This window comes from Acidaminococcus fermentans DSM 20731 (assembly GCF_000025305.1).
Taxonomy (GTDB): domain Bacteria; phylum Bacillota; class Negativicutes; order Acidaminococcales; family Acidaminococcaceae; genus Acidaminococcus; species Acidaminococcus fermentans.
On record NC_013740.1, the window covers coordinates 114,291 to 134,802 of the forward strand.

The following is a 20,512-nucleotide window of genomic DNA, read 5'->3' on the forward strand; positions in this document are numbered from 1 at the left end:
ATCGTTTCCTTTCCAGGGGGTGTGATTTTTTCACACCCCCTTCCATCGGCCGTTGACCGTTGACAGCTGACCGTTGACTGGGGCTGCGCTTGCGCCGCCCCCTTAGTACTTCTCCTCCATAAACTCCACAAAGGCCCGGACACTGGCCAGGTGGCGGTAATTTTTCCGGTAGAACATCCAGGTTTCCCGGAGCAGGGGCTTCCCTTCCAGGGTGGTGAGCACGGTGGGGGTGATCCGGGGGGTATCCTGGCCGCAGCTCCGGGAGAGCAGGGTAAACCCCAGTCCTTCCTGGACCATCTTCAGGCAGGTATCCATGGCATCGGTTTCGATGATGGTGAGGGGGGGCTTCCGGTAATGAGCGTACCACCAGTCATCCAGCACGTTCTGGAGCAGGGGATCGGTCACATAGTGGATGTAGGGATAGCTGGGCAGCAGGTCCATGTTCAGGGGCTCCCGGCTGAAGGCGCAGAGGGGATCCTGCCACAGGAGCCGTTTTTCCTCGTTCCAGTTGTGGTCCCCCCGGACAATGCAGATATGGTACTTTCCCTCCAGGAAATCCCGGTACCGGTCATGGCTGAAGCCGCTTTTCATGTGGATCTCGATCCGGGGGTAGATTTTCCGGAACTGAGTCAGGATCCGGGGCATGTGGTATTTGGCAAATACGTTGGAGCAGGCGATGGAAAGGGTCCCTGCCGGATGGATCCGGGCGTCGGACAGGCTGTCCCGGATCTTCTGGTAGGAGGATTCCATCTGGAGGAAGAACCGGTACAGCAGTTCTCCTTCTGAAGTGAACTGGATGCCCCGGGGCTGGCGGAGGAACAGGGTACAGCCGAATTCCGCCTCCAGCCGTTTCAGCCGGTCCGTGAGCGCGGGCTGGGACAGGAACAGCCGCTTGGCGGTATGGGTGATGTTCTTTTCCTCGTACAGGGTTTTCAGCAGCAGGATGTCTTTGTTGTCCATGGAAACCTCCTTACAGGATGGGTGTTGAAAGATAGAAATATTTTATCGCAAAACCCCGAAAAAACCTATTTGTTTTTTTCGGAAAGAAACGGTACACTGAAAACAGAGAGCGGACCCCGGGCAGCCCCCTGTGGGGGGAACGGTCCATCCTCTCAGGAAACCAGCAAGGGAAAAAGGACGGCGGACAGGAACGCCGTCCTTTTTCCTGTCCGGAGCAGGAGAAGAAACAAAACCATAGAAAAATCTGATGACAGATACAAGAAAACACGTATTTGTGTTATTTCACGGAAAATTCTATGATAGGGCTGTGCAGAAGTGAACCATCTGATCTGAATCAAAGCAGGAGGGACAAACAATTATGGTTGAACTGATCCATGAGGGAGTTTATTACAGGGACGGACAGCTGCTGACGGAGGCAGAACTGGCCGCCCAGGGTGTCAAGGCTGACAGGGACGGGGGTACCCGGAAGACCCTGGCCTATCAGGTGCTGAAAGCCCATCAGCAGGGCGAAGGGATGGACGATCTCCATCTGAAATTCGATGCCCTGACCAGCCACGACATTACCTATGTGGGAATCATCCAGACGGCCATCGCCAGCGGCCTGGACCATTTCCCCGTTCCCTACATCCTGACCAACTGCCACAACAGCCTGGCTGCCGTAGGGGGCACCATCAACGAGGACGACCACGTTTTCGGGCTGTCTGCGGTGAAACGGTTCGGCGGTCAGTATGTGCCGCCCCATATGGCAGTCATCCATGAATATATGCGGGAAAAAATGGCCGGCGGCGGGAAAATGATCCTGGGCTCCGACAGCCACACCCGGTACGGCGCCTTCGGGACCATGGCCATCGGGGAAGGGGGACCGGAACTGGTGAAACAGCTCCTGGGCCATACCTATGATGTCCAGCGGCCCCAGGTGATCGCCATTTATCTGAAAGGGAAGCCCCGTCATGGGGTGGGGCCCCAGGATGTGGCCCTGGCCATTGAAAAGGCCGTGTTCAAAAACGGCTTTGTGAAGAACAAGGTGATGGAATTCATGGGCCCCGGCATTGCAGGGCTGTCCATGGACTTCCGGAACGGCATCGATGTGATGACCACGGAAACCACCTGCCTGACCACCATCTGGTCCACGGACACCACCGTGAAGGACTACCTGGAACTTCACCGCCGCCCGGAAGCCTACCGGGAAATGAAACCCGGCGATCTGGCATACTATGACGGAGCCGTGGTGGTGGATCTGGACAAAGTGGAATCCATGATCGCCATGCCCTTCCATCCCAGCCATGTGTACACCATCAAAGAGCTGAACGAAGGGGGCCGGGACCTGCTGGAAGAAATCGAAAAGCAGGCGGTGGATATGCTGGACAACAAGGAGTTGTCCCTGGGTCTGGCGGACAAGTACTATGACGGGAAGATGCACTGTGACCAGGGTCTGATCGCCGGCTGCTCCGGCGGTCTGTACGAAAACCTGGTGGCGGCGGCTCACATCCTGAAGGGCAGGAGCATCGGCAATGAACGGTTTGCCTTCAGTGTGTATCCTTCCAGCCATCCCATCTACATGGAACTGATGCGCAATGGCGCCCTGGCAGATCTGATGGATGCCGGTGCCGTGGTCCGGTCCGCATTCTGCGGTCCCTGCTTCGGGGCCGGGGATACTCCCAACAACAAGGGCTTCAGTGTACGGCACACCACCCGGAACTTCCCCAACCGGGAAGGGAGCAAGCCCGGCAAGGGACAGATCGCTTCCGTGGCCCTGATGGATGCCCGGAGCGTGGCTGCCACCGCAGCCAACCATGGGGCGCTGACTCCGGCCACGGAGGTGGAATACGACGACAGCGTGCCCGCCTACCATTACGACAGCCTGCCCTATGACCACAAGGTTTTCGACGGGATCGGTCAGCCGGACAAAAAAGAAGAGCTGGTGTACGGTCCTTCCATCAAACCCTGGCCTTCCATTGAAAAACTCAATGAAAATGTGCTGCTGAAAGTGGCTGCCTGGATCGATGATCCGGTGACCACCACCGATGAACTGATCCCCTCCGGGGAAACTTCTTCCTACCGGAGCGACCCCTATGCCCTCAGTGAATTTGCCCTGAGCCGGAAGGTGCCGGAATATGTGGGTCGGGCCAAAGCCGTCCGGACCCTGGAAAAAGCCCGGCAGGAAGGGGAAAACTGTGAAGAACTGAACAATATGTATGATTCCGTAAAAAATGCTCTGGGTTTGCAGGAATCGGCTGACCAGATGAAGAAAAATACATCTGTAGGTTCCGTGGTCTATGCCAACAAACCCGGTGACGGTTCCGCACGGGAACAGGCCGCTTCCTGTCAGCGGGTGCTGGGAGGCGCCGCCAACATTGCCCTGGAATATGCCACCAAACGGTATCGGAGCAATGTGATGAACTGGGGGATGCTGCCCTTCCTGACCTCTTATGACGATTCCCGGAAACTGGCAGTGGGAGACCTGGTCTATGTCCCCAATGTTCGGGAAATCCTCCTGGGAGATACGGATGAATACAAAGGCTTCATTGTCCGGGACGGAAAGAAAGTGGGAGAAATCGCCCTGCACCTGGGTGCAGTGGAACCTTCCCAGAAAGAGATCCTGGCTGCAGGCTGTCTGATCAATTACTACGCAGGCAGCAAAAAATAAGATCTGCCGCCCTTGAGAAGGGGGAAGAGGAGACGGGCCGCGCTCTTCTCTTCCCGGCCTTCCTGGCAGAAAGGAGAAAAAAATGTTGTTAGGTATTGCTGGTTTTGTCCTGATCGGATTGGTGGTCTACTGTCTGATCTCCTCCAAAATGAATGCCATCCCCATTTTCGTGGCATTCCCCATTATTATTGCCCTGCTCTGCGGTTTTGCTCCGGCGGAAGTCTTCGCCTTCATCAAAAAAGGCGTGGGCACCACCATGTCCACCGCCATCCTGTTCCTGTTCTCCATTGTTTATTTTGCTTTGATGAATGATGTGGGCATGTTCGATCCTCTGATGAACTTCCTGGCAAAGAAAGCCGGGAACAACATCGTCCTGGTGACCATTGCCACCGGGATCATCGCCACCATCGCCCACCTGGACGGCACCACCGCCGGGACCTGCCTGATCACCGTCCCTGCCATGCTGCCTCTGTACAAAAAACTCCACATCCGTCCCGTGGTGCTGTGCTGCATCATTTCCGCCGCCATCAGTATCATGAACCTGACGCCCTGGGGAGGCCCTGTGGCCCGTACCGCCATTATCCTGAAAACCGACGCCAGCATCCTGTGGCATGAACTGCTGCCCCTCCAGGGTGTGGGGATCCTGATCGTCCTGGGTTTCTGTGTCTACATGGGGCTCCTGGAAAAGAAACGGGGCGCCGGCCTGAACCCCACCGGGAAAGCCGCTGAACTGACGGAAGACATGAGCATGGCCGGGAACGATGCTCCGGCTGATCCCAGCCTGAAACGGCCCAAACTGGTGTGGATCAACTGGCTGGTCACCCTGGTGGTCATCCTGCTCATGTGCTTCACCAAGATTCCGCTGTACGGCGCCTTCATGATCGGTCTGGCTGCCGCTCTGATCATCAACTTCCGGTCTTCCAAGGAACAGGCCAATGCGGTGAAACGCCACGCCTCCGCTGCCCTGCTGACTCCCATGATCCTGCTGACCACCGGTATCTTCCTGGGGATCCTGAACGGCACCGGGATGATGAAGAGCATGGCCAACATCCTGATCAACATCATGCCCAACGCCCTGGGGCCCAAACTGGCCACCGTCATGGGCTGCCTGTCCGTGCCTTTCGGCATGATGCTGGGCACCGACTCCTTCTTCTTCGGCTTCATGCCCCTGTGCATCGGGGTGGCTGAAAAGTTCGGTGTGGCCGCTCACGACATCGCCATGAGCATGCTGATCGGGAAGGACTTCTGCATCATGGTCACTCCCCACAACGCCACAACCTGGCTGCTGATCGGGATGGCCGGGGTATCCCTGAAGGACCAGCTGAAATTCTCCGCTCCCTATCTGTGGATCCTCAGCATCATCACCGTGTTTGCTGCCGGTATCCTGGGTGTGTTCCAGATGTAAACAAGATAAGGTCTGCTGTTTATTGCAGCAGACCTTATCTTTTTTGACAGAAAGGCTGTTGCATACGCAACAGCCCACAAACAAAACCGGCGGCAGAGCTGCGCTTCTCTGCCGCCGGTTTTGTTTTGAAGGTTGACAATAAAAAAGTTGGGGCTGGAGAAATCGGAGGAGTGAAGGTTTCTCCAGAAGAGGGAAGGGACCGCCGGGGCACACATCCCGAAGGTCCCTGTATGACAATCAGCTGAAAACCATCGGTCAGAAAGGCTTTCAACGACAATCAGCAAGGGGAGTGACTAATGGTTAGGAAATGCTAACCATTAGTCTTGAAAAAAATAAAGACAATGCGGTTAGTCTTTACTTACAGGAGTTATTCTAGCATAGATCCAGTAAGGATGCAAGCTTTTTTCGAAAAATATTTTTGGATTTTTCACCCCTGTTTCTTTTCCTCGTGGAATATTGTACGCTGATTTTTGAAAAAAGCAAGGGAAAATGCGAGAATATGGTAAAATACCATTACTTAGTTAACGCTAATTTAAAACGCAAAGAGTTTTCTTCTTCCCATTCCTTTCACCGGCGTTTCATTTTCCCCTGGTATCCTGTACAATGTACAAGTAGGGAGGGATGACGCATGAAAATCCTGGTGGTGGAAGATGAACCCACGCTGAATAAAATCATTGCCAAACGGCTGAAAATCGAAGCTTATTCGGTGGACTGCGCTTTTAACGGAAAGGAAGCACTGGACTATCTGGATGCGGCGGAATATGATCTGCTGATCGTGGATATCATGATGCCGGAAATGGACGGACTGACCCTTGTGAAAAAGCTCCGGGACGGAGGCAGCCGGGTGCCGGTCCTGTTCCTGACGGCCCTGGACAGCACCCAGGACAAGGTCACCGGCCTGGACAGCGGCGGGGACGATTATCTGGTAAAGCCCTTTGAATTCGATGAACTGCTGGCCCGGATCCGCAGCCTGCTCCGGCGGAGCAATGCCCAGCAGACCGCCCGGACCCGGCTGACCCTGGCGGATCTGACCCTGGACACCCGGACCCATCAGGTGACCCGGGGCGGGCAGGAAATTGCCCTGACCCCCAAGGAATTCTCCGTGCTGGATTATCTCCTGCGGAACCAGGGAACGGTGCTTTCCCGGGAACAGATCCTGGAACATGCCTGGGATTTTTCTTATGAAGGATATTCCAATATGGTGGATGTGTACATCAAGACCCTGCGGAAGAAAATCGACAGGGATTTTGAACCCAAGCTGCTCCACACGGTACGGGGGACCGGCTATGTGCTCAAAGTGTAGGATGGTCCTGGGTCGCCGGCTGCAGCAGGGGTGGAAACGGCTGAAGAACCTGCCGGTCTCCCTCCGGGTCACCCTGTGGTACACCCTGTTTTTGTCCATCATCCTGGTGCTGTTCACCGGTGTGATCCTGAAAATGGGGGTGGATTACGAAAAACGGGCTGCCGGACGGACCCTGATCAAGGCGGTGGAAAAAGCCGGGGATCGGTACACGGGGAAAAAAGGAAAGTTCCGGTCCTTTGACGACAATGTGTACCTTTCCCTCCAGACCCATCGGGGGGAACTTCTGGAAGGGGCAGAACCGGAAGAGGCTCCCCGGGGGATGCAGCCGGTGTTCGGCCGGGGGCCCCAGGCGCTGGTCATCCAGGGAGTTCCCTATCATTATTTCGATCTGCCCCTGCGGCCGGATGAACAGAAGATCCGGGCCGGAACCTTCCGGGGGCCGGGGCCCTTTATCCGGGGCTATCTGGCCGATACGGTGTATTCCCGGTATTACCGGGTGCTGCTGTTGGGGGCCCTGATTGCCCTCCCTCTGTTCCTGGTGCTGGTGACCCTGGGAGGCTACCGGATCATCAAACGGAGCTTTGCTCCGGTCCAGGCCATCAGTGAGGCAGCCCGGGCCATTGGGGAGACCGGGGACCTGTCCCAGCGGATTCCCCTGGATGACAGCCGGGATGAGATCCATCAGATGGGCCGGACCTTCAACTGGATGCTGGGACAGATCGAAGAACTGCTGGAACGGGAAAAACGGTTCACCTCCGATGTATCCCATGAGCTGCGGACTCCTACGGCGGTGATCATGGCGGAAAGTGAATTCGGCAAGGACTATACGGACAATCTGGAGGAAGCCCGGGAGGAATTCCGGCACATCTTCCAGCAGTCCCGGCGGATGAGCCGGCTGATCAACCAGCTGCTGGAACTGTCCCGGCTGGGGAACCGGAAACATCTGGATCTGGTCCCTGTGGATCTGAGCCGGCTGGTGCAGGAAACCCTGGAAGATTATCAGAAACTGCCCCAGGCAGGGAATTTCCAATGGAAAACCGCCGTCCAGCCGGATCTTCAGGTGCTGGGGGATGAAGCCCTGCTGACCCGGATCCTGAGCAATTACCTGGACAATGCCCTGAAATTCACCCGGAGCCGGATCGGAGTGCGCCTGGAATCCCGGGAGGGCGGGGTCCGGCTGTCCGTGACCGACGATGGGAACGGGCTCCTTCCGGAAGAACTGGAAAAAATCTGGGACCGGCTGTACCAGGCGGACCCGTCCCGGAACAAGAAGCAGAACATGGGCCTGGGGCTGGGCCTCTCCTTTGTGGCTGCGGGGGCCAGGCTGATGCAAGGCCGGGCAGGGGCGGAAAGCCAGGTGGGGAAGGGGAGCACCTTCTTCCTGCAGCTCCCTGCTGCCAGGAAACCATGAAAAAACGGAAGATTTGTGAAATACAGTTCACAATTCTTCCGTTTTCTTTCATTTTCACTTCATTTTCTCCTTATATACTGGAGCCATCAAACAGGGAATGAGGATTCCCGCTGAGGAGGGATTGTCATGGATAAGGAAAAAATGGAACAGGGGAAGGCCTGGCTCAAAGGAGCCGTGCATTGGGGCAGGAAACAGATCACCCCTCAGCGGCTGAAAAAAGGGGCTGGATGTCTGCTGGTCCTGGCAGTGGCGGCAGGCGGCGGCAAGTTTGCCCTGCACAGGGCCCGGGCGGAAGCCCGGAGTCAGGAAGCCCAGGCCCGGACGAAAATGCTCCAGAATCTGGCGGCTCAGAAGAACCTCTCTCTGGCTTCTATTGACGCAGTGAAGGAAAATATTGCCAGTACCCTGGAGACCGATGTATCCAATATTACGTTCCAGAGCATCACCCTGGATGACCGGAAGCCGGGAGAAGGAAAGCCCTGGGACCCAAAGCCGGGGAAGAAGGAACGGAAGGAAAACCTGCGGGGAACCAAGGAAGAGAACAGCCGGCAAAAGCCGGAAAAACAGCCGGAAGGCCGGCTGCCCGGACAGCCGGAGGAACGGAAAGAAGGGCCGGATGGCCGGACCGGGGCCACGCCCCGGAAACTGGAAGGCAGCCGTCCGGAAATGGCCAAGGCAGCTCCTGCCGGCATCTTCCATGGAGTGTACCTGGCCCGGTGTGAAAAAGACGGCATGAGCTACCAGTTCCTGGTGGATGCCCAAAACGGACAGGTACTCCATGGCCGGGTCCACAAACTGAATCCCATCCAGCAGCTGCTGGGGTAAAGGGGGCAATCAACATGACGAAAATCGTAACTTATGCCATGGCAAAACCCTATGAATCCATGATCCACCGGTTCAAAAAGATCACCAGCCTGTTCCTGCTGGGGATAACCCTGGTGCTGGGAGGCAGTGCCCTGATGAGCAGCAAAGCGGAAGCCGCCACCCCGCCCACTCCCCGGGAAGTCCATCAGGTAAGGCTGGAACGGCATAAAAAGGCGGTCCAGCACCGGAAGGAAGTCCGGAAAGAACGGGCCGAAGCAAGAAAGCACCGGGCTGAGGAAAGAAAGAAACACGCGGAAATCCGGAAAGAACACCGGCAGGAGAGGGCACACAGATGGTGAAAAAGGGGGGGGTGAAAGCTATTTTTTCACACCCCCTTTTTTCAGCAATTCCCCTCATACACGAACTTTAGCCACTTTCTGGCCAGGGCGGCCAGATGGTACACGGTTTCCACCGGGGTGGGGGGCAGATCCAGGTGCCAGCGGGGGAAATACCGGGAAATGTGCAGGGGAAGTTCCGGGGACAGGGAGGCCAGCCACTGGGCCTCTTTTTTCATATCTTCCTCTCCGTCATTTTTCCCGGGGATCACCAGGGTGGTCACTTCCACATGGCAGCCGGCTTCCACGGCCAGCCGGATATTGGTCTTCACCGTGTCCAGGTCTCCCCCGACCCACCGGTAGAATTCCGGGGTAAAGCCCTTCAGGTCGATGTTGGCGGCATCCACCAGGGGCAGGAGTTTTTCCCAGGGTTCCCGGCAGAGGAAGCCGTTGGTCACCAGGACAGTGGCAAGACCATGGCTTTTCAGCAGCCGGGCACAATCCCGGACGTATTCGTACCCCACCAGGGGCTCGTTGTAGGTAAAGGCCACTCCGATGCTGCCGGCCTTTTCCCGGGATTCCAGGGCCAGGGCCTGCAGCTGTTCCGGGTCCAGCCGAAGCCGGGCCGTTTCCGCACCGGCCTGGGCAATGGAGGCGTTCTGGCAGAAGGGGCAGCGGAAACTGCAGCCCCAGCTGCCCAGGGACAGGATCTGGCTGCCGGGATGGAACCGGCGGAGGGGCTTTTTCTCTATGGGGTCCAGGGCCAGGGAGGTGAGGAAACCGTAATTGTCTGGGCAGATGGTTCCTTCCCGGTTGGTCCGGGCCCGGCAGAAACCGGTCTGCCCGGGGGCCAGCCGGCAGCGGTGGGGGCAAAGGGAGCAGGTAAGGATTTTCTCCGGGGCCGTCATCTGTGTCTCACCACCTGGAACCGGAACAACTGGACTGGCTCTGTGACCGCGATATTTCCTTTCTGACGGGCGATGGCAATCTGGTCACCAACGGTATCCACCCCGTCCAGATCGGGCAGCAGAAGGCCTCTCCGTTCGTCCTGGGCGCTTTTCACAATGACACCGTACTTCCGGGGATCAAGCTGTTCCGGTCCGGAAACGGGTTCCGGGGTGGTGAGCACATCCACATTGTATTCCAGATAGGGCAGTTCTTCCGGACGGACCGGCGGGAACCGGGGATCCCGGGTGGCGGCGGAGATCCCGTTCCGGAGGATTTCTTCCGCCAGGTTGTTCCGGGTGGGCAGGAAGGTGCCGATACAGCCCCGGAGCTGGTCCCGGAGATGGAGGGACACAAAGGCCCCTGCCCGGGCGGAGAGCATTTCCGGCGGCAGTCCCTCCGGCAGGGAAGGAATCTCCCGGTCTTTTACATACGTTTCCACCGCCAGCCGGGCCAGTTTCACATAGGGATCCTCCCGGGCGACCCGTTCCTCCCGTTGCTTTTTTTCAGCGGCCAGCAGGGGTGACAGGAATTTTCTCCCGGGATCCGGCGCTCCCGGCAGGAAGGCGGCCACCCCGTAGCCCACGCCGAAGGGGCCTTCATAGGACAGGAGACGGGCTTTCACATTCATCCCGTCCCAGGCGCCGGCCATGATCCAGAAAGACCGGAGACCGCATTCCGCGGCCCGGGTGCACAGGGAATGGTCCAGGGTCAGGAGCCGGAAAAAATCCCCCTGGCCCAGGGCTTCCGTACACTGCCGGTCGAAAACGGGGCCTTCGGGCACATAGCCGTAAGGACCGTCTTCTTTCAGCTTGTGGGACAGATCCCCGCTGGCGATGAACACCGCCCGGCGGCCCAGTTTCTCCACTGCCTCCCGGATGCACCGGCCGAAGAGATAATGGACATCGGGGCCCAGGCCGGACAGGCCGATCCGGACCACCTTCACCTTGTCCAGGGAACCGTATTTCCGGTAAAAATACAGGGGGATCATGGTACCGTGGTCCAGAGCCGGATCCCGTTCTCCCTCGAAACCGGCGGGGATCCCGGCTTCCCGGGCTTCCTCGGCAATCAGGGACGCCAGGTCCCGGTCATACCGGACGGACAGTTCCACCTGGGGAGCCCGGAACTGGGCGAAATCCCCCCGGGCTGTTGGGCCTGGGGCGATGTGGAAGTAATCCATGTACATTTCCCCATGGGGACTGGTGATGATCAGGGTATCCGGCTGGAGACCGGCCGCCTTTTCCATGACCGTATCATAGGCGGCAATGGTTTTCCGGATTTTTTCCTCTTCCCCCTGTCCCACTTCCGGCAGGATGATGGGAGGGTGGGGGACTGCAAAAGAAGCAAGGATTGTCATAGAAAACACCTCTCTTTTCTTTATTTTAGCACAGAAAAAGCTGCCGCATGGCGGCAGCCTTTTCAGCTTCTTTTCCTGAACAACGCAAACAGATGCACCGGAGCACCGCTGTTCCAGCAGTACCCGGGACACTGTTCCTCCACTTTGGCCTTTACGGCTTCCAGATCGTGGAACACGTCCCATTTGGCGGCGATCTGGGCCTGGCCGGTGAGACGGAGGAGATAGGAGGGATGGAAGGTGGCCAGGCAGGGGATCCCTTCTCCGGTGGTGAACCACTGGCCCCGCTCCCGGGTGATCCGGGCTTCCGGCCCTTTGAAATACCGGAGGGCCACACTGCCCAGGGCCAGGATCACTTTGGGCCGGAGCAGCCGGATTTCCTGTTCCAGCCACAGCCGGGCACAGAAGGATCCTTCTTCCACCGTAGGGGTCCGGTTCCCTCTGGGCCGGCATTTGATCACGTTGGTGGTGTAGATCCGGTCCCGGGTAATCCGGACGGACCAGAGGGCTTTGTCCAGCAGCTGGCCGCTGGGGCCGATGAGGGGACAGCCGTAGTCATCCTCCACGCCGCCGGGGCCTTCGCCCACGATCATCAGGGGGCTCTCCAGGTTGCCGAACCAGCCCACCGGGGCCTGGCAGTCCTTGCGGAGCGGGCAGGCGGCACAATCCTCCAGCTGTTTCTTCAGTTCATCAAAGGTTTTTGCAGGTTCCATGGGTTTTGATAGCTCCTTTGCAGAGCTGCCGTTGGCAGCTCGGTCATAAAGTGCTGCCAGGCAGCACCACAAGTCGGAAGTCCGGAGTCAGAAGCCTTAGGATAGAATCCGTCTTGCTGGATGGATTCTTCTGGCGGTGCAGAACCAGTGTCGAGGTTGTTCTGAGCAACTGTTTCGTGCAAAGGTTCTGCATGTTCAAAAATTTGCCTGCAAATTTGTCCTGGGGCTTCCGACTTCTGACTTCTGACTCCCGACCAGGGCAGCGCCCTTCAGGCGGCGCTGTCCTTTTCCTTCATCCTCTCCAAAAAGAATCCGGCCAGGAAGCCGGTGAACAGACCGGTGGGGATGCCGATGGCGATCAGCACCGGCAGGTAGGAAAACAGGGCCGGGGTGCGCATAATGGCCACCGCCACCAGGATCTGGCCACAGTTGTGGAGAAAGGCGCCCAGGAGCCCTACCCCCACGGTGGAGAACCACTGGTGTTTCCGGGCCAGGGCCATGCCGGCGAAACTCAGGGCTGCCCCGCCCAGGCCGATCAGGAAGCCCGGGGTCAGGAGACCGGTGAACAGGAGGCCTGTGAGCAGGATCCGGCAGGTGAGGAAGAGGGCCGTTTTCCCGGGGCCGTACAGATACAGGACGATGATGGTCACGGTGTTGGCCAGGCCCAGATGGGCGCCGGGCAGGGGCAGCAGCCAGGCCAGGCTGGTTTCCGCCAGCCGGAGGGCAATGGCGGCGGCCAGCAGGACCCCCAGCTGGGTCATTTCATGGATGGTGAGTTTATCGGAGGATGGCATCATGATCATTCTCCTTTGCAGCAGTGGTGAGGGTCACCAGGACTTTTTCCGGTACGCAGGCGATGGTCTGGCCGGACTGGGTGATCTTCCCCTGACGGACGCAGACCTGGTCCGGACAGGGAGAGGACAGGACCCGTCCCCCTTCCCGGTCGTAGACAATGACCACTTCACCATGTTCCGTGGGGACCATCAGCTTGGTTTCCGAGGTGACTTTTTTCAGTTCGATCCGCTGGATCACCTGCTGGTCCTGCCGGACCACCAGGACTTTATCCCTGTCAGAGGTCCGGGAACGGAACAGGAACCAGCTGCCCAGGGCCAGCAGGGCCAGTCCCAGGATCAGCCAAAAATCATTCTTGCGCATAGGGTCTCCTCACTTTTCCGGGGTATAGATGGCTTTCAGGCCGGAGGACAGGAAGGTCTTCCCGTCCTGGTCCACGTAGAGCATTTCCAGGTTGGGATTGTCTTCCACCAGGGCCATGGCCTTGTCTTCCGGCAGGACGAACAGCAGGGTGGAATAGTAGTCTGCCCAGAAGGCGGAGCGGGTGACCACGGTGACGGAACGGGCGTGCCAGGCGGGCCAGCCGGTATGGGGATCCAGGATATGGTGGTACCGTTTCCCGTCCACTTCATAGTACCGCTGGTAGTCCCCGCTGGTGGCAATGGCCGTACCGTCCTTTACCGCCAGGGTCCCGATGATCCGCTGGGGATTCCGGGGATCCTGGACCCCGATCTTCCAGGGACTGCCGTCTTCCTTGGTGCCCAGGACCTTGATGTTGCCTCCTGCATTGATCAGGGCGGTCTTCACCCGTTTGTCCCGGCTCAACAGGTCCGCAGTCTGTTCCACGGCGTAGCCTTTGGCTACCGCACCCAGATCCAGCTGGGCTCCCGGGGCCAGGGTCACCGTATTGGCGGCGGTATCCACCGTATAGGTCCCGGGGCCGGTTCTGGCCAGGGCCCGGGCGATTTCCTCCTGGCCGGGGACGGTCCTGGCTTCCTTGTGGGCATTCCAGACCTGGATCACCGGTCCCAGGGACAGGTCCAGATCCCGGTTCCCCATGGGCTGTACCTTGCTCAGGATGTCCATGAGATAGGGGGAGGCCTTGTGAGGTCCCTGACCGGCACTCTGGTTCACGGCATACAGGTCTTCCGGTCCCTGTTCCGTGTAGGGGTCCGTCTGGTTGGCAATGGTCTGGAACAGCTGGAAGGCGTCGCTGGTGGCGGCTGCCAGGTCCTTTTTGCTGTCACCGGTGGTGGTGATGGTCACGATGGTGTCCATCATGAACCGGGTGTCTTCCTGTTTTTCGGTTTGAAAAAAGCAGCCTGCACAAGTCAGGCTGCTGAAAACCAGAAGCGATGCTAACAGTTTTTTCATGGAATCCTCGATTTATTTCTGCTTTTGGGCCTGGGCGGAAGGGCACTGATCGGCCATGGCGCAGCAGGCGCAACCGGTGGGTTCCGGTTTGGCGGGAGCTTCCGGGGTGCCGGTTACCGGGTTGATCTTCACCAGGCACTTCCGGGGGCACTTCATGGTGCACAGGCCGCAGCCCACGCATTTGTCGTAGTCGATGACCGGGATGCTGCCGTTGGGCGTATCTTCCAGGGTGATGGCCTGTTTGGGGCAGGTCTTCACGCAGATGCCGCAGCTGATGCAGGACACCTTGCAGTCGGTCATGGCAGCTTTGCCCTTTTCCCGGTTGTTGCACTGTACCAGGACTTTCTTGTCCGCCGGGATCATTTCGATCAGCAGCTGCGGGCAGGCTTTGGAGCAGGCGCCGCAGCTGACACATTTGTTGTAGTCGAATTCAGGCAGGCCGTTTTCGCCGATCTTCAGAGCGCCGAAGTTGCAGGCGTCCACGCAGGCGCCGTCCCCGAAGCAGCCGAAGTTGCACTGGCCGGGGCCGCCGGCATTGGCAGCCTTCACATAGCAGTTCTTGATGCCTTCCCGGTTGGCGATCGGGGTCCGGTTGGCGGTGCAGCCGTTGCAGTGGAGACGGGGGATGCTCCGGACGGCGTTTTCGTCATCGTTGCTTTCCACACCCATCACAGCGGCAATGGCTTTCTTGTTTTCTGCGCTGCAGACCACGCATTTGGTGGCGTCTTTTTCCTGTCCGGAAACAATGGCGTCAGCCAGAGCGCCGCAGCCGGCAAACCCGCACCCGCCGCAGTTGGCGCCGGGCAGCAGGTTGGTGATTTCCCCGATCCGGGGATCTTCTTCAACGGCAAATTTCTTGCTGGCCGTAGCCAGTACCAGGCCGAACACGCCGCCCAGCACTGCGACCAGAATCACAGCAGTTGTAATCATAATTTTCAGCTCCTAACTCAATGGATGCCGCTCATCCCCATCATGGAAATGGACATGCAGCTGGCGGTGATCAAGGCAATGGGAAGGTTCTGGAGGCATTTGGGCAGGGCCTTTTCGTCCAGACGTTCACGGATGCAGGAGAACAGCAGGATGGCCATGGTGTAACCGATGGACGTACCGATGGAGTTCACGCAGGAATCCAGGAAGCTGTAGTTGCTTTCCACGTTGATCAGCGCAATACCCAGGATGGCGCAGTTGGTGGTGATCAGAGGCAGGTAGATACCCATGGCCTTGTGCAGGGAGGGCATGGCCTTTTTCATGAACATTTCAACCAGCTGTACCAGGGTGGCGATGGCCAGGATGAAGACCAGGGTCTTCAGGTATTCCAGGTGATAGGGCACCAGGAGCAGATGATAGCAGGCGTAGGACAGCATGGTGGACAGCAGCATTACGAAGGATACGGCAGCACTCATGCCCACGGAGTTCTTGAAGTTCTTGGAAACCCCCAGGAAGGAGCACATCCCCAGGAACCGGGACAAGATGATGTTGGAAACGAAAATGGAACTGAAGAGAATGCCGAAAGTACTATGCATTGTGAGCACCTCTTTCTTTGAAGTAGTTGACCGCAGCGAAGACAAAGCCCATGGTCAGGAAAGCGCCGGCCGGCAGGATGAAGATCAGGACCGGCTGATAGGCGGCGGGCAGGACGGCATGGTCGAACAGTTTGCCGGCTCCCACCAGTTCCCGGAAGAAGGCGATGCAGCTCAGGGCGAAGGTGAAGCCGATGCCCATGCCGATGGCGTCCATGGCGGAATCAATGACTCCGTGGTCGCAGGCGAAGGCTTCCGCACGGCCCAGAACGATACAGTTAACAACGATCAGAGGAACGAATACGCCCAGGGCTGCATACAGCGCCGGAACGAAAGCGTTCATCAGCATTTCCAGTACGGTTACCACGGAAGCGATAACCACGATGTAGCAGGGGATGTGGATCTGGTCCGGAATCAGTTTCCGGATGGCGGCGATGATCATGTTGGTGAATACCAGCACGAAGGTAAAGGCGCAGCCCATACCGATGGCGTTGGTCAGAGAAGTACTGGTGGCCAGGGACGGACACACACCCAGCAGCTGGACGAACAACGGGTTTTCCTTAATGATACCTTTGGTCAATTCATGCAGCATCTCGATCAGTCCTTTCCGTTGGCATGATTTTTCATGTAGTCTTCCCGGGCGGCATTGACGCCGGTGACCACAGCTCTGGAGGTGATGGTTGCTGCCGTGATGGCCTTGATTTCATTGGGCTTGGCCGGTTCCTGTTTGGTGACGGCCAGGGCATCCTTCAGGGCTTTGCCCTTGAACTGGGCCTGCCATTCCGGTTCCGTACTCTTGGCACCCAGGCCAGGAGTTTCACTGTGGTTCATGACTTTGATCCCGGTGATCTTGTCCCCGTTCTTGGAGATGCCCACCATCAGGGTCACTTTTCCGCCGTACCCGCTGGGGGTTACGGTGTAGATGTAGCCGTTGGGTTTGCCGTCCTTGGAGGACTGCTGCACATCGGTGATCAGGCCGCCGGGAGCCGGCAGTTTCTTCAGATCGCCCAGCTCCGGCAGTACCACCTTGTAGGCGGCCCGGGTATCGGCTTCATGTTTCTTGGCAATGGTATCCTTGGTCCCTTCGTTGGCGGCGGCCACAAGACCTACGCTGACGCCGCAGATAATTGCCAGGATGCCGGTGTATTTAACAAAGAGGTTGCTCATTTTTTCTGACCTCCTCCGAAGGATACGTTCCGAACGAAACGGTCAATCATGGGAGTGACCATGTTCATCATCAGGATGGAATAGCACACGCCTTCCGTGTAGCTGCCCCGCAGACGGATCAGGGAAGTCAGGACACCCAGACCAATGGCATAGATGATCTTGCCTTTTTTGGTGATGGGGGAGGTGACCCAGTCAGTGGCCATGAAGAAGGCACCGATCATCAGGCCGCCAGCGAACAGATGGTACAGCGGGAAAGTGGAGGGATACCCCATCACAGCCCCGTAGATCCCGGTGAGAACGGCTACCGTGGCCAGATAAAACACGGGGATCCGCCAGTCAATGAGCTTTTTCCAGATCAGGTACAGGCCGCCCAGGACCAGAGCCGGTACGCAGGTTTCACCCAGGGAACCGCCCACATTGCCCATGAAGAGATCGGACAGGGGAGGCAGCTGGGAGGCGGCGGCACCGCCGGCCTGCCATACTTTTTCCGTCATCCGCATCACGGCCAGCGGCGTGGCAGCGGTGGTGGCATCAGCCCCGGCCGTGGCAGCCGTAACGGCAGCCGCTTTGGTGGCGGGGATGACCCAGGTGGTCATCTGCTGGGGGAAAGAAGCCAGCAGGATGGCACGGCCGATATGGGCCGGGTTGAAGATGTTCTTGCCCAAGCCGCCGAAAATGGCTTTGCCGATGACCACGGCGAACATGCCGCCCAGGACAGCCATGTAGCTGGGCAGGGAAGCCGGCAGGCACAGGGCCAGCAGCAGACCGGTCAGGGCAGCGGAACCGTCTTTGACGGTGTCTTTCTTCACGCCCATGACCTTGTTGGCCAGCTTTTCAAAGATAATGGCAGAAAGCACGCAGCATACGATCACCCGGACCGCATCCACGCGGAAATAATAGACAGAAGCCAGGACAGCCGGTACCAGTGCCAGGATGACTTCCCGCATGGACTTGCTGATGGTGAGCCCACAGTGCATGTGGGGAGACGAGGAAACGAGAACCAGCGGTTTCGGTTCTTTAATAGGTTCCATAATCAATATCCAGTCCTTTCGCGAAATTATTTGTCGAATTTATAGAAGGGGTTGTGACCGCCGTCACCTTTCCCTCTGATAAATTGCTTGCCCATCCGGATGTACTGCACCAGAGGAATATGGGCAGGGCATACGAAAGCACAGGAACCGCATTCGATGCAGGCATGGCAGAAGAACCGTTCTGCATCATCCCAGTTCTGCTTCTTCACGGCCTGGACGATTTCCGTCGGTTCCAGCTTCATGGGGCAGGCATCCACGCAGCGGGCGCAGTGGACGCAGGGATCCGGTTCCACATACTGGGCAAAAGGAGATTTGGAATTGAAGATCAGGAGACCGCTGGAACCCTTGGTGATGGGGTAATCCAGGGAGTTGACGGCAAAGCCCATCATCATCCCGCCGGCAACGATCTTGCCGGGATCCCCTTTCAGACCGCCGGCGGCTTTTTCCACCGCGTCACTGAACAGGGTGCCCAGGCGGACGATATAGTTCCCCGGTTTGTTGACGCCGTCACCGCTGATGGTCACGACTCTTTCGTACAGGGGGATGTTGTTCTTTACGGCACGGCAGGCTGCCACGGCAGTACCCACGTTGTCCACGATCACACCTACATCTGCAGGCAGACCCCGGTCAGGGACCGTACGGCCGGTAGCGGCATAGATCAGGTGTTTTTCAGAACCCTGGGGATACTTTTCCTTGCAGACGCAGACTTCGATGTTGGCTTCGCCGGCCACTTTCTTCTGCATCAGCTCGATGGCATCGGGTTTGTTGTCTTCGATGCCGATGATGCCTTTGGCAGCGCCGGAGGCCAGCATGAAGTACTTCAGGCCCTGGATGATTTCGTCGGCGTATTCCAGCAGGGTACGGTGGTCAGCCGTGACGAAGGGTTCGCATTCGATCCCGTTCAGCAGGATCGTGTCGATGGGGCAGTGGCCTTCCTTGGGAGGCGCATACTTTACAGCCGTGGGGAAGGTGGCGCCGCCCATGCCGGCAATCCCTTTTTCCCGCAGGACCTGACGGATCAGATCCGGGGTGATTTCTTCCTCACTGCGGGGCTTGATATCCTCGCACAGAGTGTCCTGGCCATCATTCTTGATGACCACGCACTGGGAAATCATGCCGTGGGGCATATACCGATTTTCCAGTTTCATGACCATGCCGCTGACGCTGGCATGGATGTTGGTGCTGACGAAACCGCCTGCTTCACCAATCACCTGTCCGATCGTGACCTTATCCCCTGGTTTAACCACCGGTTTGGCCGGAGCACCAATGTGCTGGGAAAGAGGAATGTACACCACGTCCGGAGCCGGGCATCTTTCGATAGCCACTTTGTCGGTCAAGGACTTGCTGGGGGGTACTTCTACACCGCCCATGAAACTTGCTTCTTGTGCAGACATTCAGTTCACCTCTAACCTTTCATGTGTCAACTTCAAGTAAAAATTATATATTGTTAAATCACAAAAAACAAGGGGTGAAAGGGGGATGAAAAAGGAAAGAGGAAGAATGGAAAAGAGAATTTTCTTCTCAAAAAGTTTACAAAAAAACATGACGAAAATTGTAAAATAGTTTATAATAATGAACGTGGCAGATGGATTTTTGTACAGCTGAAAGAATTGAAGAAATCTTGTGAAAACACTGTCTATATAGCCATATATATTTTAGGAAGAGATTTATCAAAAATCTGGAGGAAACGCTCATGTTTGGTCTTTATTTCGATGATTACGATACGCCGGTGTTCCGTCCCCCCAGTGAAGCCAACAGCTTCATCCTGCGGGTGACCCGGGGCTGTGCCCACAACACCTGCACCTTCTGCGCCATGTACAAGGATGTGCGGTTTTCCGTCTGCCCGGATGAGGAAATCTCCCGGCAGATCGCCCTGGCGGCCCGGTATGCCCGGAACCAGGTGAAACGGATCTTCCTGGCGGACGGGGATGCCCTGGTGCTGCCTACGGAAAAACTGCTGAAGATCCTGGCTGTGCTCTACCGGACTTTTCCCAATCTCCAGCGGGTCACCTCCTATGCCGGGCCCCGGGACATCCTGCGAAAAAGCGATGAAGACATGGTCCGCCTCCGGGAAGCGGGACTGAAAATGCTGTATTTTGGCCTGGAAACCGGGGACGATTCCCTCCTGGCCCGGATCAAAAAAGGGGTCACGGCGGAAGAAGCCGTTGCCGCCGGCCAGAAGGTGGTCCGCTGCGGTATGAAGCTGTCCATGATGGTGATCGCCGGACTGGGCGGAAAGGCGGACAGTGAACGCCATGCGGTGAACACCGGGAAAGCCGTCACCGCCATCCAGCCCAACATGCTCAGTGTGCTGACCCTGCGGCTGTACAAAGGGACGGAAATGCTCCGGCAGTTCGAAGCCGGGGAATTTGAGCTGCTGTCCCCGGCGGGGCTGGCCCGGGAAGTCCATACCATGCTGGAAAATGTGGAGATCCGGCCGGAAAACCACACCCTGTTCCGGAGCAACCACATCTCCAACTACGTGCCTCTGGCAGGCACCCTGCCCCAGGACCGGGACCGGCTGCTCCGGGAACTGGATGTTTCCATGGAAAAGCTTTCAAAATTGACGGATTGGGAAGTTTATACTAATATGGAGTATTGAGAATAAGGCTGCTGCATGGGAAGAGGAGCAGCCTGTCAACAGTCAGCTGTCAACGGTCAATGGCCAAAAGAGGCCAGCAAAGCTGGCTCCGAACAACGAAAAAAGGTCCGGTGGAACAACGTTTTTACAATTTCAAGGTCAATTTGCAA

At 57.6% G+C, this 20,512-nt stretch carries 20 protein-coding genes; 7 read left to right on the top strand and 13 right to left on the bottom strand.

What is annotated here, in order from left to right; genetic code table 11:
- Window positions 1–102: 102 nt before the first annotated feature.
- Window positions 103–960 (bottom strand): LysR family transcriptional regulator, encoded by an 858-nt coding sequence (locus tag ACFER_RS00520; protein ID WP_012937495.1) that lies wholly within the window; start codon window positions 958–960, stop codon window positions 103–105.
- A gap of 358 nt (window positions 961–1,318) precedes the next feature.
- Between ACFER_RS00520 and ACFER_RS00525 the strand changes: the two genes are divergently transcribed.
- The 6 genes from ACFER_RS00525 to ACFER_RS00550 all read left to right on the top strand — a co-directional run bounded on the left by ACFER_RS00525 (window position 1,319) and on the right by ACFER_RS00550 (window position 8,889).
- A complete protein-coding gene (locus ACFER_RS00525; RefSeq protein WP_012937496.1) occupies window positions 1,319–3,607 on the top strand; it encodes a hydratase in 2,289 nt (762 codons plus the stop codon).
- 82 nt (window positions 3,608–3,689) lie between these two features.
- Window positions 3,690–5,012, top strand: a complete 1,323-nt coding sequence (locus ACFER_RS00530; RefSeq protein WP_012937497.1) for a CitMHS family transporter — start codon at window positions 3,690–3,692, stop codon at window positions 5,010–5,012.
- 628 nt (window positions 5,013–5,640) lie between these two features.
- Window positions 5,641–6,315: a response regulator transcription factor gene (locus ACFER_RS00535; protein ID WP_012937498.1), complete on the top strand. Its 675-nt coding sequence runs from the start codon at window positions 5,641–5,643 to the stop codon at window positions 6,313–6,315.
- Window positions 6,299–7,726, top strand: coding sequence for a sensor histidine kinase (locus ACFER_RS00540; protein ID WP_012937499.1), 1,428 nt, complete (start codon window positions 6,299–6,301; stop codon window positions 7,724–7,726). The genes ACFER_RS00535 and ACFER_RS00540 overlap by 17 nt, the downstream gene beginning before the upstream one ends.
- A 126-nt stretch (window positions 7,727–7,852) precedes the next feature.
- Entirely contained in the window at window positions 7,853–8,551 is a 699-nt protein-coding gene (locus tag ACFER_RS00545; RefSeq protein WP_012937500.1) for a hypothetical protein, read from the top strand.
- Between the two features lie 14 nt (window positions 8,552–8,565).
- On the top strand, window positions 8,566–8,889 hold the full coding sequence (locus ACFER_RS00550; RefSeq protein WP_012937501.1) for a hypothetical protein: 324 nt from the start codon (window positions 8,566–8,568) through the stop codon (window positions 8,887–8,889).
- Between the two features lie 41 nt (window positions 8,890–8,930).
- Here the strand turns inward: ACFER_RS00550 and amrS are convergent, their stop codons facing one another.
- The 12 genes from amrS to rsxC all read right to left on the bottom strand — a co-directional run bounded on the left by amrS (window position 8,931) and on the right by rsxC (window position 19,131).
- Window positions 8,931–9,773: an AmmeMemoRadiSam system radical SAM enzyme gene (gene amrS, locus ACFER_RS00555; RefSeq protein ID WP_012937502.1), complete on the bottom strand. Its 843-nt coding sequence runs from the start codon at window positions 9,771–9,773 to the stop codon at window positions 8,931–8,933.
- Window positions 9,770–11,167, bottom strand: a complete 1,398-nt coding sequence (amrA, locus tag ACFER_RS00560; RefSeq protein WP_012937503.1) for an AmmeMemoRadiSam system protein A — start codon at window positions 11,165–11,167, stop codon at window positions 9,770–9,772. Before amrA ends, amrS begins: the two co-directional genes overlap by 4 nt.
- Before the next feature lie 62 nt (window positions 11,168–11,229).
- Window positions 11,230–11,877 carry a uracil-DNA glycosylase gene (locus ACFER_RS00565; protein ID WP_012937504.1) on the bottom strand — a complete coding sequence of 216 codons (648 nt, stop codon included), beginning with the start codon at window positions 11,875–11,877 and terminating at the stop codon, window positions 11,230–11,232.
- Window positions 11,878–12,146: 269 nt separating this feature from the next.
- Complete coding sequence (locus ACFER_RS00570; protein ID WP_227898333.1) at window positions 12,147–12,674, bottom strand: Gx transporter family protein; 528 nt, start codon at window positions 12,672–12,674, stop codon at window positions 12,147–12,149.
- On the bottom strand, window positions 12,655–13,032 hold the full coding sequence (locus ACFER_RS00575) for a NusG domain II-containing protein (RefSeq protein ID WP_012937506.1): 378 nt from the start codon (window positions 13,030–13,032) through the stop codon (window positions 12,655–12,657). Before ACFER_RS00575 ends, ACFER_RS00570 begins: the two co-directional genes overlap by 20 nt.
- Before the next feature lie 9 nt (window positions 13,033–13,041).
- Window positions 13,042–13,950 carry an FAD:protein FMN transferase gene (locus tag ACFER_RS00580; RefSeq protein ID WP_227898332.1) on the bottom strand — a complete coding sequence of 303 codons (909 nt, stop codon included), beginning with the start codon at window positions 13,948–13,950 and terminating at the stop codon, window positions 13,042–13,044.
- A 105-nt stretch (window positions 13,951–14,055) separates the two neighbouring features.
- Window positions 14,056–14,973, bottom strand: a complete 918-nt coding sequence (locus ACFER_RS00585) for an RnfABCDGE type electron transport complex subunit B (protein WP_012937508.1) — start codon at window positions 14,971–14,973, stop codon at window positions 14,056–14,058.
- Window positions 14,974–14,990: 17 nt separating this feature from the next.
- Window positions 14,991–15,566 carry an electron transport complex protein RnfA gene (locus tag ACFER_RS00590; RefSeq protein WP_012937509.1) on the bottom strand — a complete coding sequence of 192 codons (576 nt, stop codon included), beginning with the start codon at window positions 15,564–15,566 and terminating at the stop codon, window positions 14,991–14,993.
- On the bottom strand, window positions 15,559–16,155 hold the full coding sequence (locus tag ACFER_RS00595; RefSeq protein ID WP_012937510.1) for an RnfABCDGE type electron transport complex subunit E: 597 nt from the start codon (window positions 16,153–16,155) through the stop codon (window positions 15,559–15,561). The genes ACFER_RS00590 and ACFER_RS00595 overlap by 8 nt, the downstream gene beginning before the upstream one ends.
- 5 nt (window positions 16,156–16,160) lie before the next feature.
- Window positions 16,161–16,730: an RnfABCDGE type electron transport complex subunit G gene (locus ACFER_RS00600; RefSeq protein ID WP_012937511.1), complete on the bottom strand. Its 570-nt coding sequence runs from the start codon at window positions 16,728–16,730 to the stop codon at window positions 16,161–16,163.
- Window positions 16,727–17,761, bottom strand: coding sequence for an RnfABCDGE type electron transport complex subunit D (locus ACFER_RS00605; RefSeq protein ID WP_012937512.1), 1,035 nt, complete (start codon window positions 17,759–17,761; stop codon window positions 16,727–16,729). The genes ACFER_RS00600 and ACFER_RS00605 overlap by 4 nt, the downstream gene beginning before the upstream one ends.
- A gap of 26 nt (window positions 17,762–17,787) precedes the next feature.
- The gene (gene rsxC, locus ACFER_RS00610; RefSeq protein ID WP_049763411.1) at window positions 17,788–19,131 is read right to left on the bottom strand and encodes an electron transport complex subunit RsxC; all 1,344 of its coding nucleotides are present in this window, start codon (window positions 19,129–19,131) and stop codon (window positions 17,788–17,790) included.
- Window positions 19,132–19,454: 323 nt separating this feature from the next.
- Here rsxC and ACFER_RS00615 point away from each other — a divergent pair, with 323 nt between their 5' ends.
- Window positions 19,455–20,363, top strand: a complete 909-nt coding sequence (locus ACFER_RS00615) for a radical SAM protein (protein ID WP_012937514.1) — start codon at window positions 19,455–19,457, stop codon at window positions 20,361–20,363.
- Window positions 20,364–20,512: the final 149 nt, after the last annotated feature.

Excerpts from the sequence above, each read along its gene's own strand:
- ACFER_RS00520 (WP_012937495.1), bottom strand. The coding sequence starts at position 960 with ATGGACAACAAAGACATCCTGCTGCTGAAAACCCTGTACGAGGAAAAG.
- ACFER_RS00525 (WP_012937496.1), top strand. The coding sequence starts at position 1,319 with ATGGTTGAACTGATCCATGAGGGAGTTTATTACAGGGACGGACAGCTG.
- ACFER_RS00530 (WP_012937497.1), top strand. The coding sequence starts at position 3,690 with ATGTTGTTAGGTATTGCTGGTTTTGTCCTGATCGGATTGGTGGTCTAC.
- ACFER_RS00535 (WP_012937498.1), top strand. The coding sequence starts at position 5,641 with ATGAAAATCCTGGTGGTGGAAGATGAACCCACGCTGAATAAAATCATT.
- ACFER_RS00540 (WP_012937499.1), top strand. The coding sequence starts at position 6,299 with ATGTGCTCAAAGTGTAGGATGGTCCTGGGTCGCCGGCTGCAGCAGGGG.
- ACFER_RS00545 (WP_012937500.1), top strand. The coding sequence starts at position 7,853 with ATGGATAAGGAAAAAATGGAACAGGGGAAGGCCTGGCTCAAAGGAGCC.
- ACFER_RS00550 (WP_012937501.1), top strand. The coding sequence starts at position 8,566 with ATGACGAAAATCGTAACTTATGCCATGGCAAAACCCTATGAATCCATG.
- amrS (WP_012937502.1), bottom strand. The coding sequence starts at position 9,773 with ATGACGGCCCCGGAGAAAATCCTTACCTGCTCCCTTTGCCCCCACCGC.
- amrA (WP_012937503.1), bottom strand. The coding sequence starts at position 11,167 with ATGACAATCCTTGCTTCTTTTGCAGTCCCCCACCCTCCCATCATCCTG.
- ACFER_RS00565 (WP_012937504.1), bottom strand. The coding sequence starts at position 11,877 with ATGGAACCTGCAAAAACCTTTGATGAACTGAAGAAACAGCTGGAGGAT.
- ACFER_RS00570 (WP_227898333.1), bottom strand. The coding sequence starts at position 12,674 with ATGATGCCATCCTCCGATAAACTCACCATCCATGAAATGACCCAGCTG.
- ACFER_RS00575 (WP_012937506.1), bottom strand. The coding sequence starts at position 13,032 with ATGCGCAAGAATGATTTTTGGCTGATCCTGGGACTGGCCCTGCTGGCC.
- ACFER_RS00580 (WP_227898332.1), bottom strand. The coding sequence starts at position 13,950 with ATGATGGACACCATCGTGACCATCACCACCACCGGTGACAGCAAAAAG.
- ACFER_RS00585 (WP_012937508.1), bottom strand. The coding sequence starts at position 14,973 with ATGATTACAACTGCTGTGATTCTGGTCGCAGTGCTGGGCGGCGTGTTC.
- ACFER_RS00590 (WP_012937509.1), bottom strand. The coding sequence starts at position 15,566 with ATGCATAGTACTTTCGGCATTCTCTTCAGTTCCATTTTCGTTTCCAAC.
- ACFER_RS00595 (WP_012937510.1), bottom strand. The coding sequence starts at position 16,155 with ATGCTGCATGAATTGACCAAAGGTATCATTAAGGAAAACCCGTTGTTC.
- ACFER_RS00600 (WP_012937511.1), bottom strand. The coding sequence starts at position 16,730 with ATGAGCAACCTCTTTGTTAAATACACCGGCATCCTGGCAATTATCTGC.
- ACFER_RS00605 (WP_012937512.1), bottom strand. The coding sequence starts at position 17,761 with ATGGAACCTATTAAAGAACCGAAACCGCTGGTTCTCGTTTCCTCGTCT.
- rsxC (WP_049763411.1), bottom strand. The coding sequence starts at position 19,131 with ATGGGCGGTGTAGAAGTACCCCCCAGCAAGTCCTTGACCGACAAAGTG.
- ACFER_RS00615 (WP_012937514.1), top strand. The coding sequence starts at position 19,455 with ATGTTTGGTCTTTATTTCGATGATTACGATACGCCGGTGTTCCGTCCC.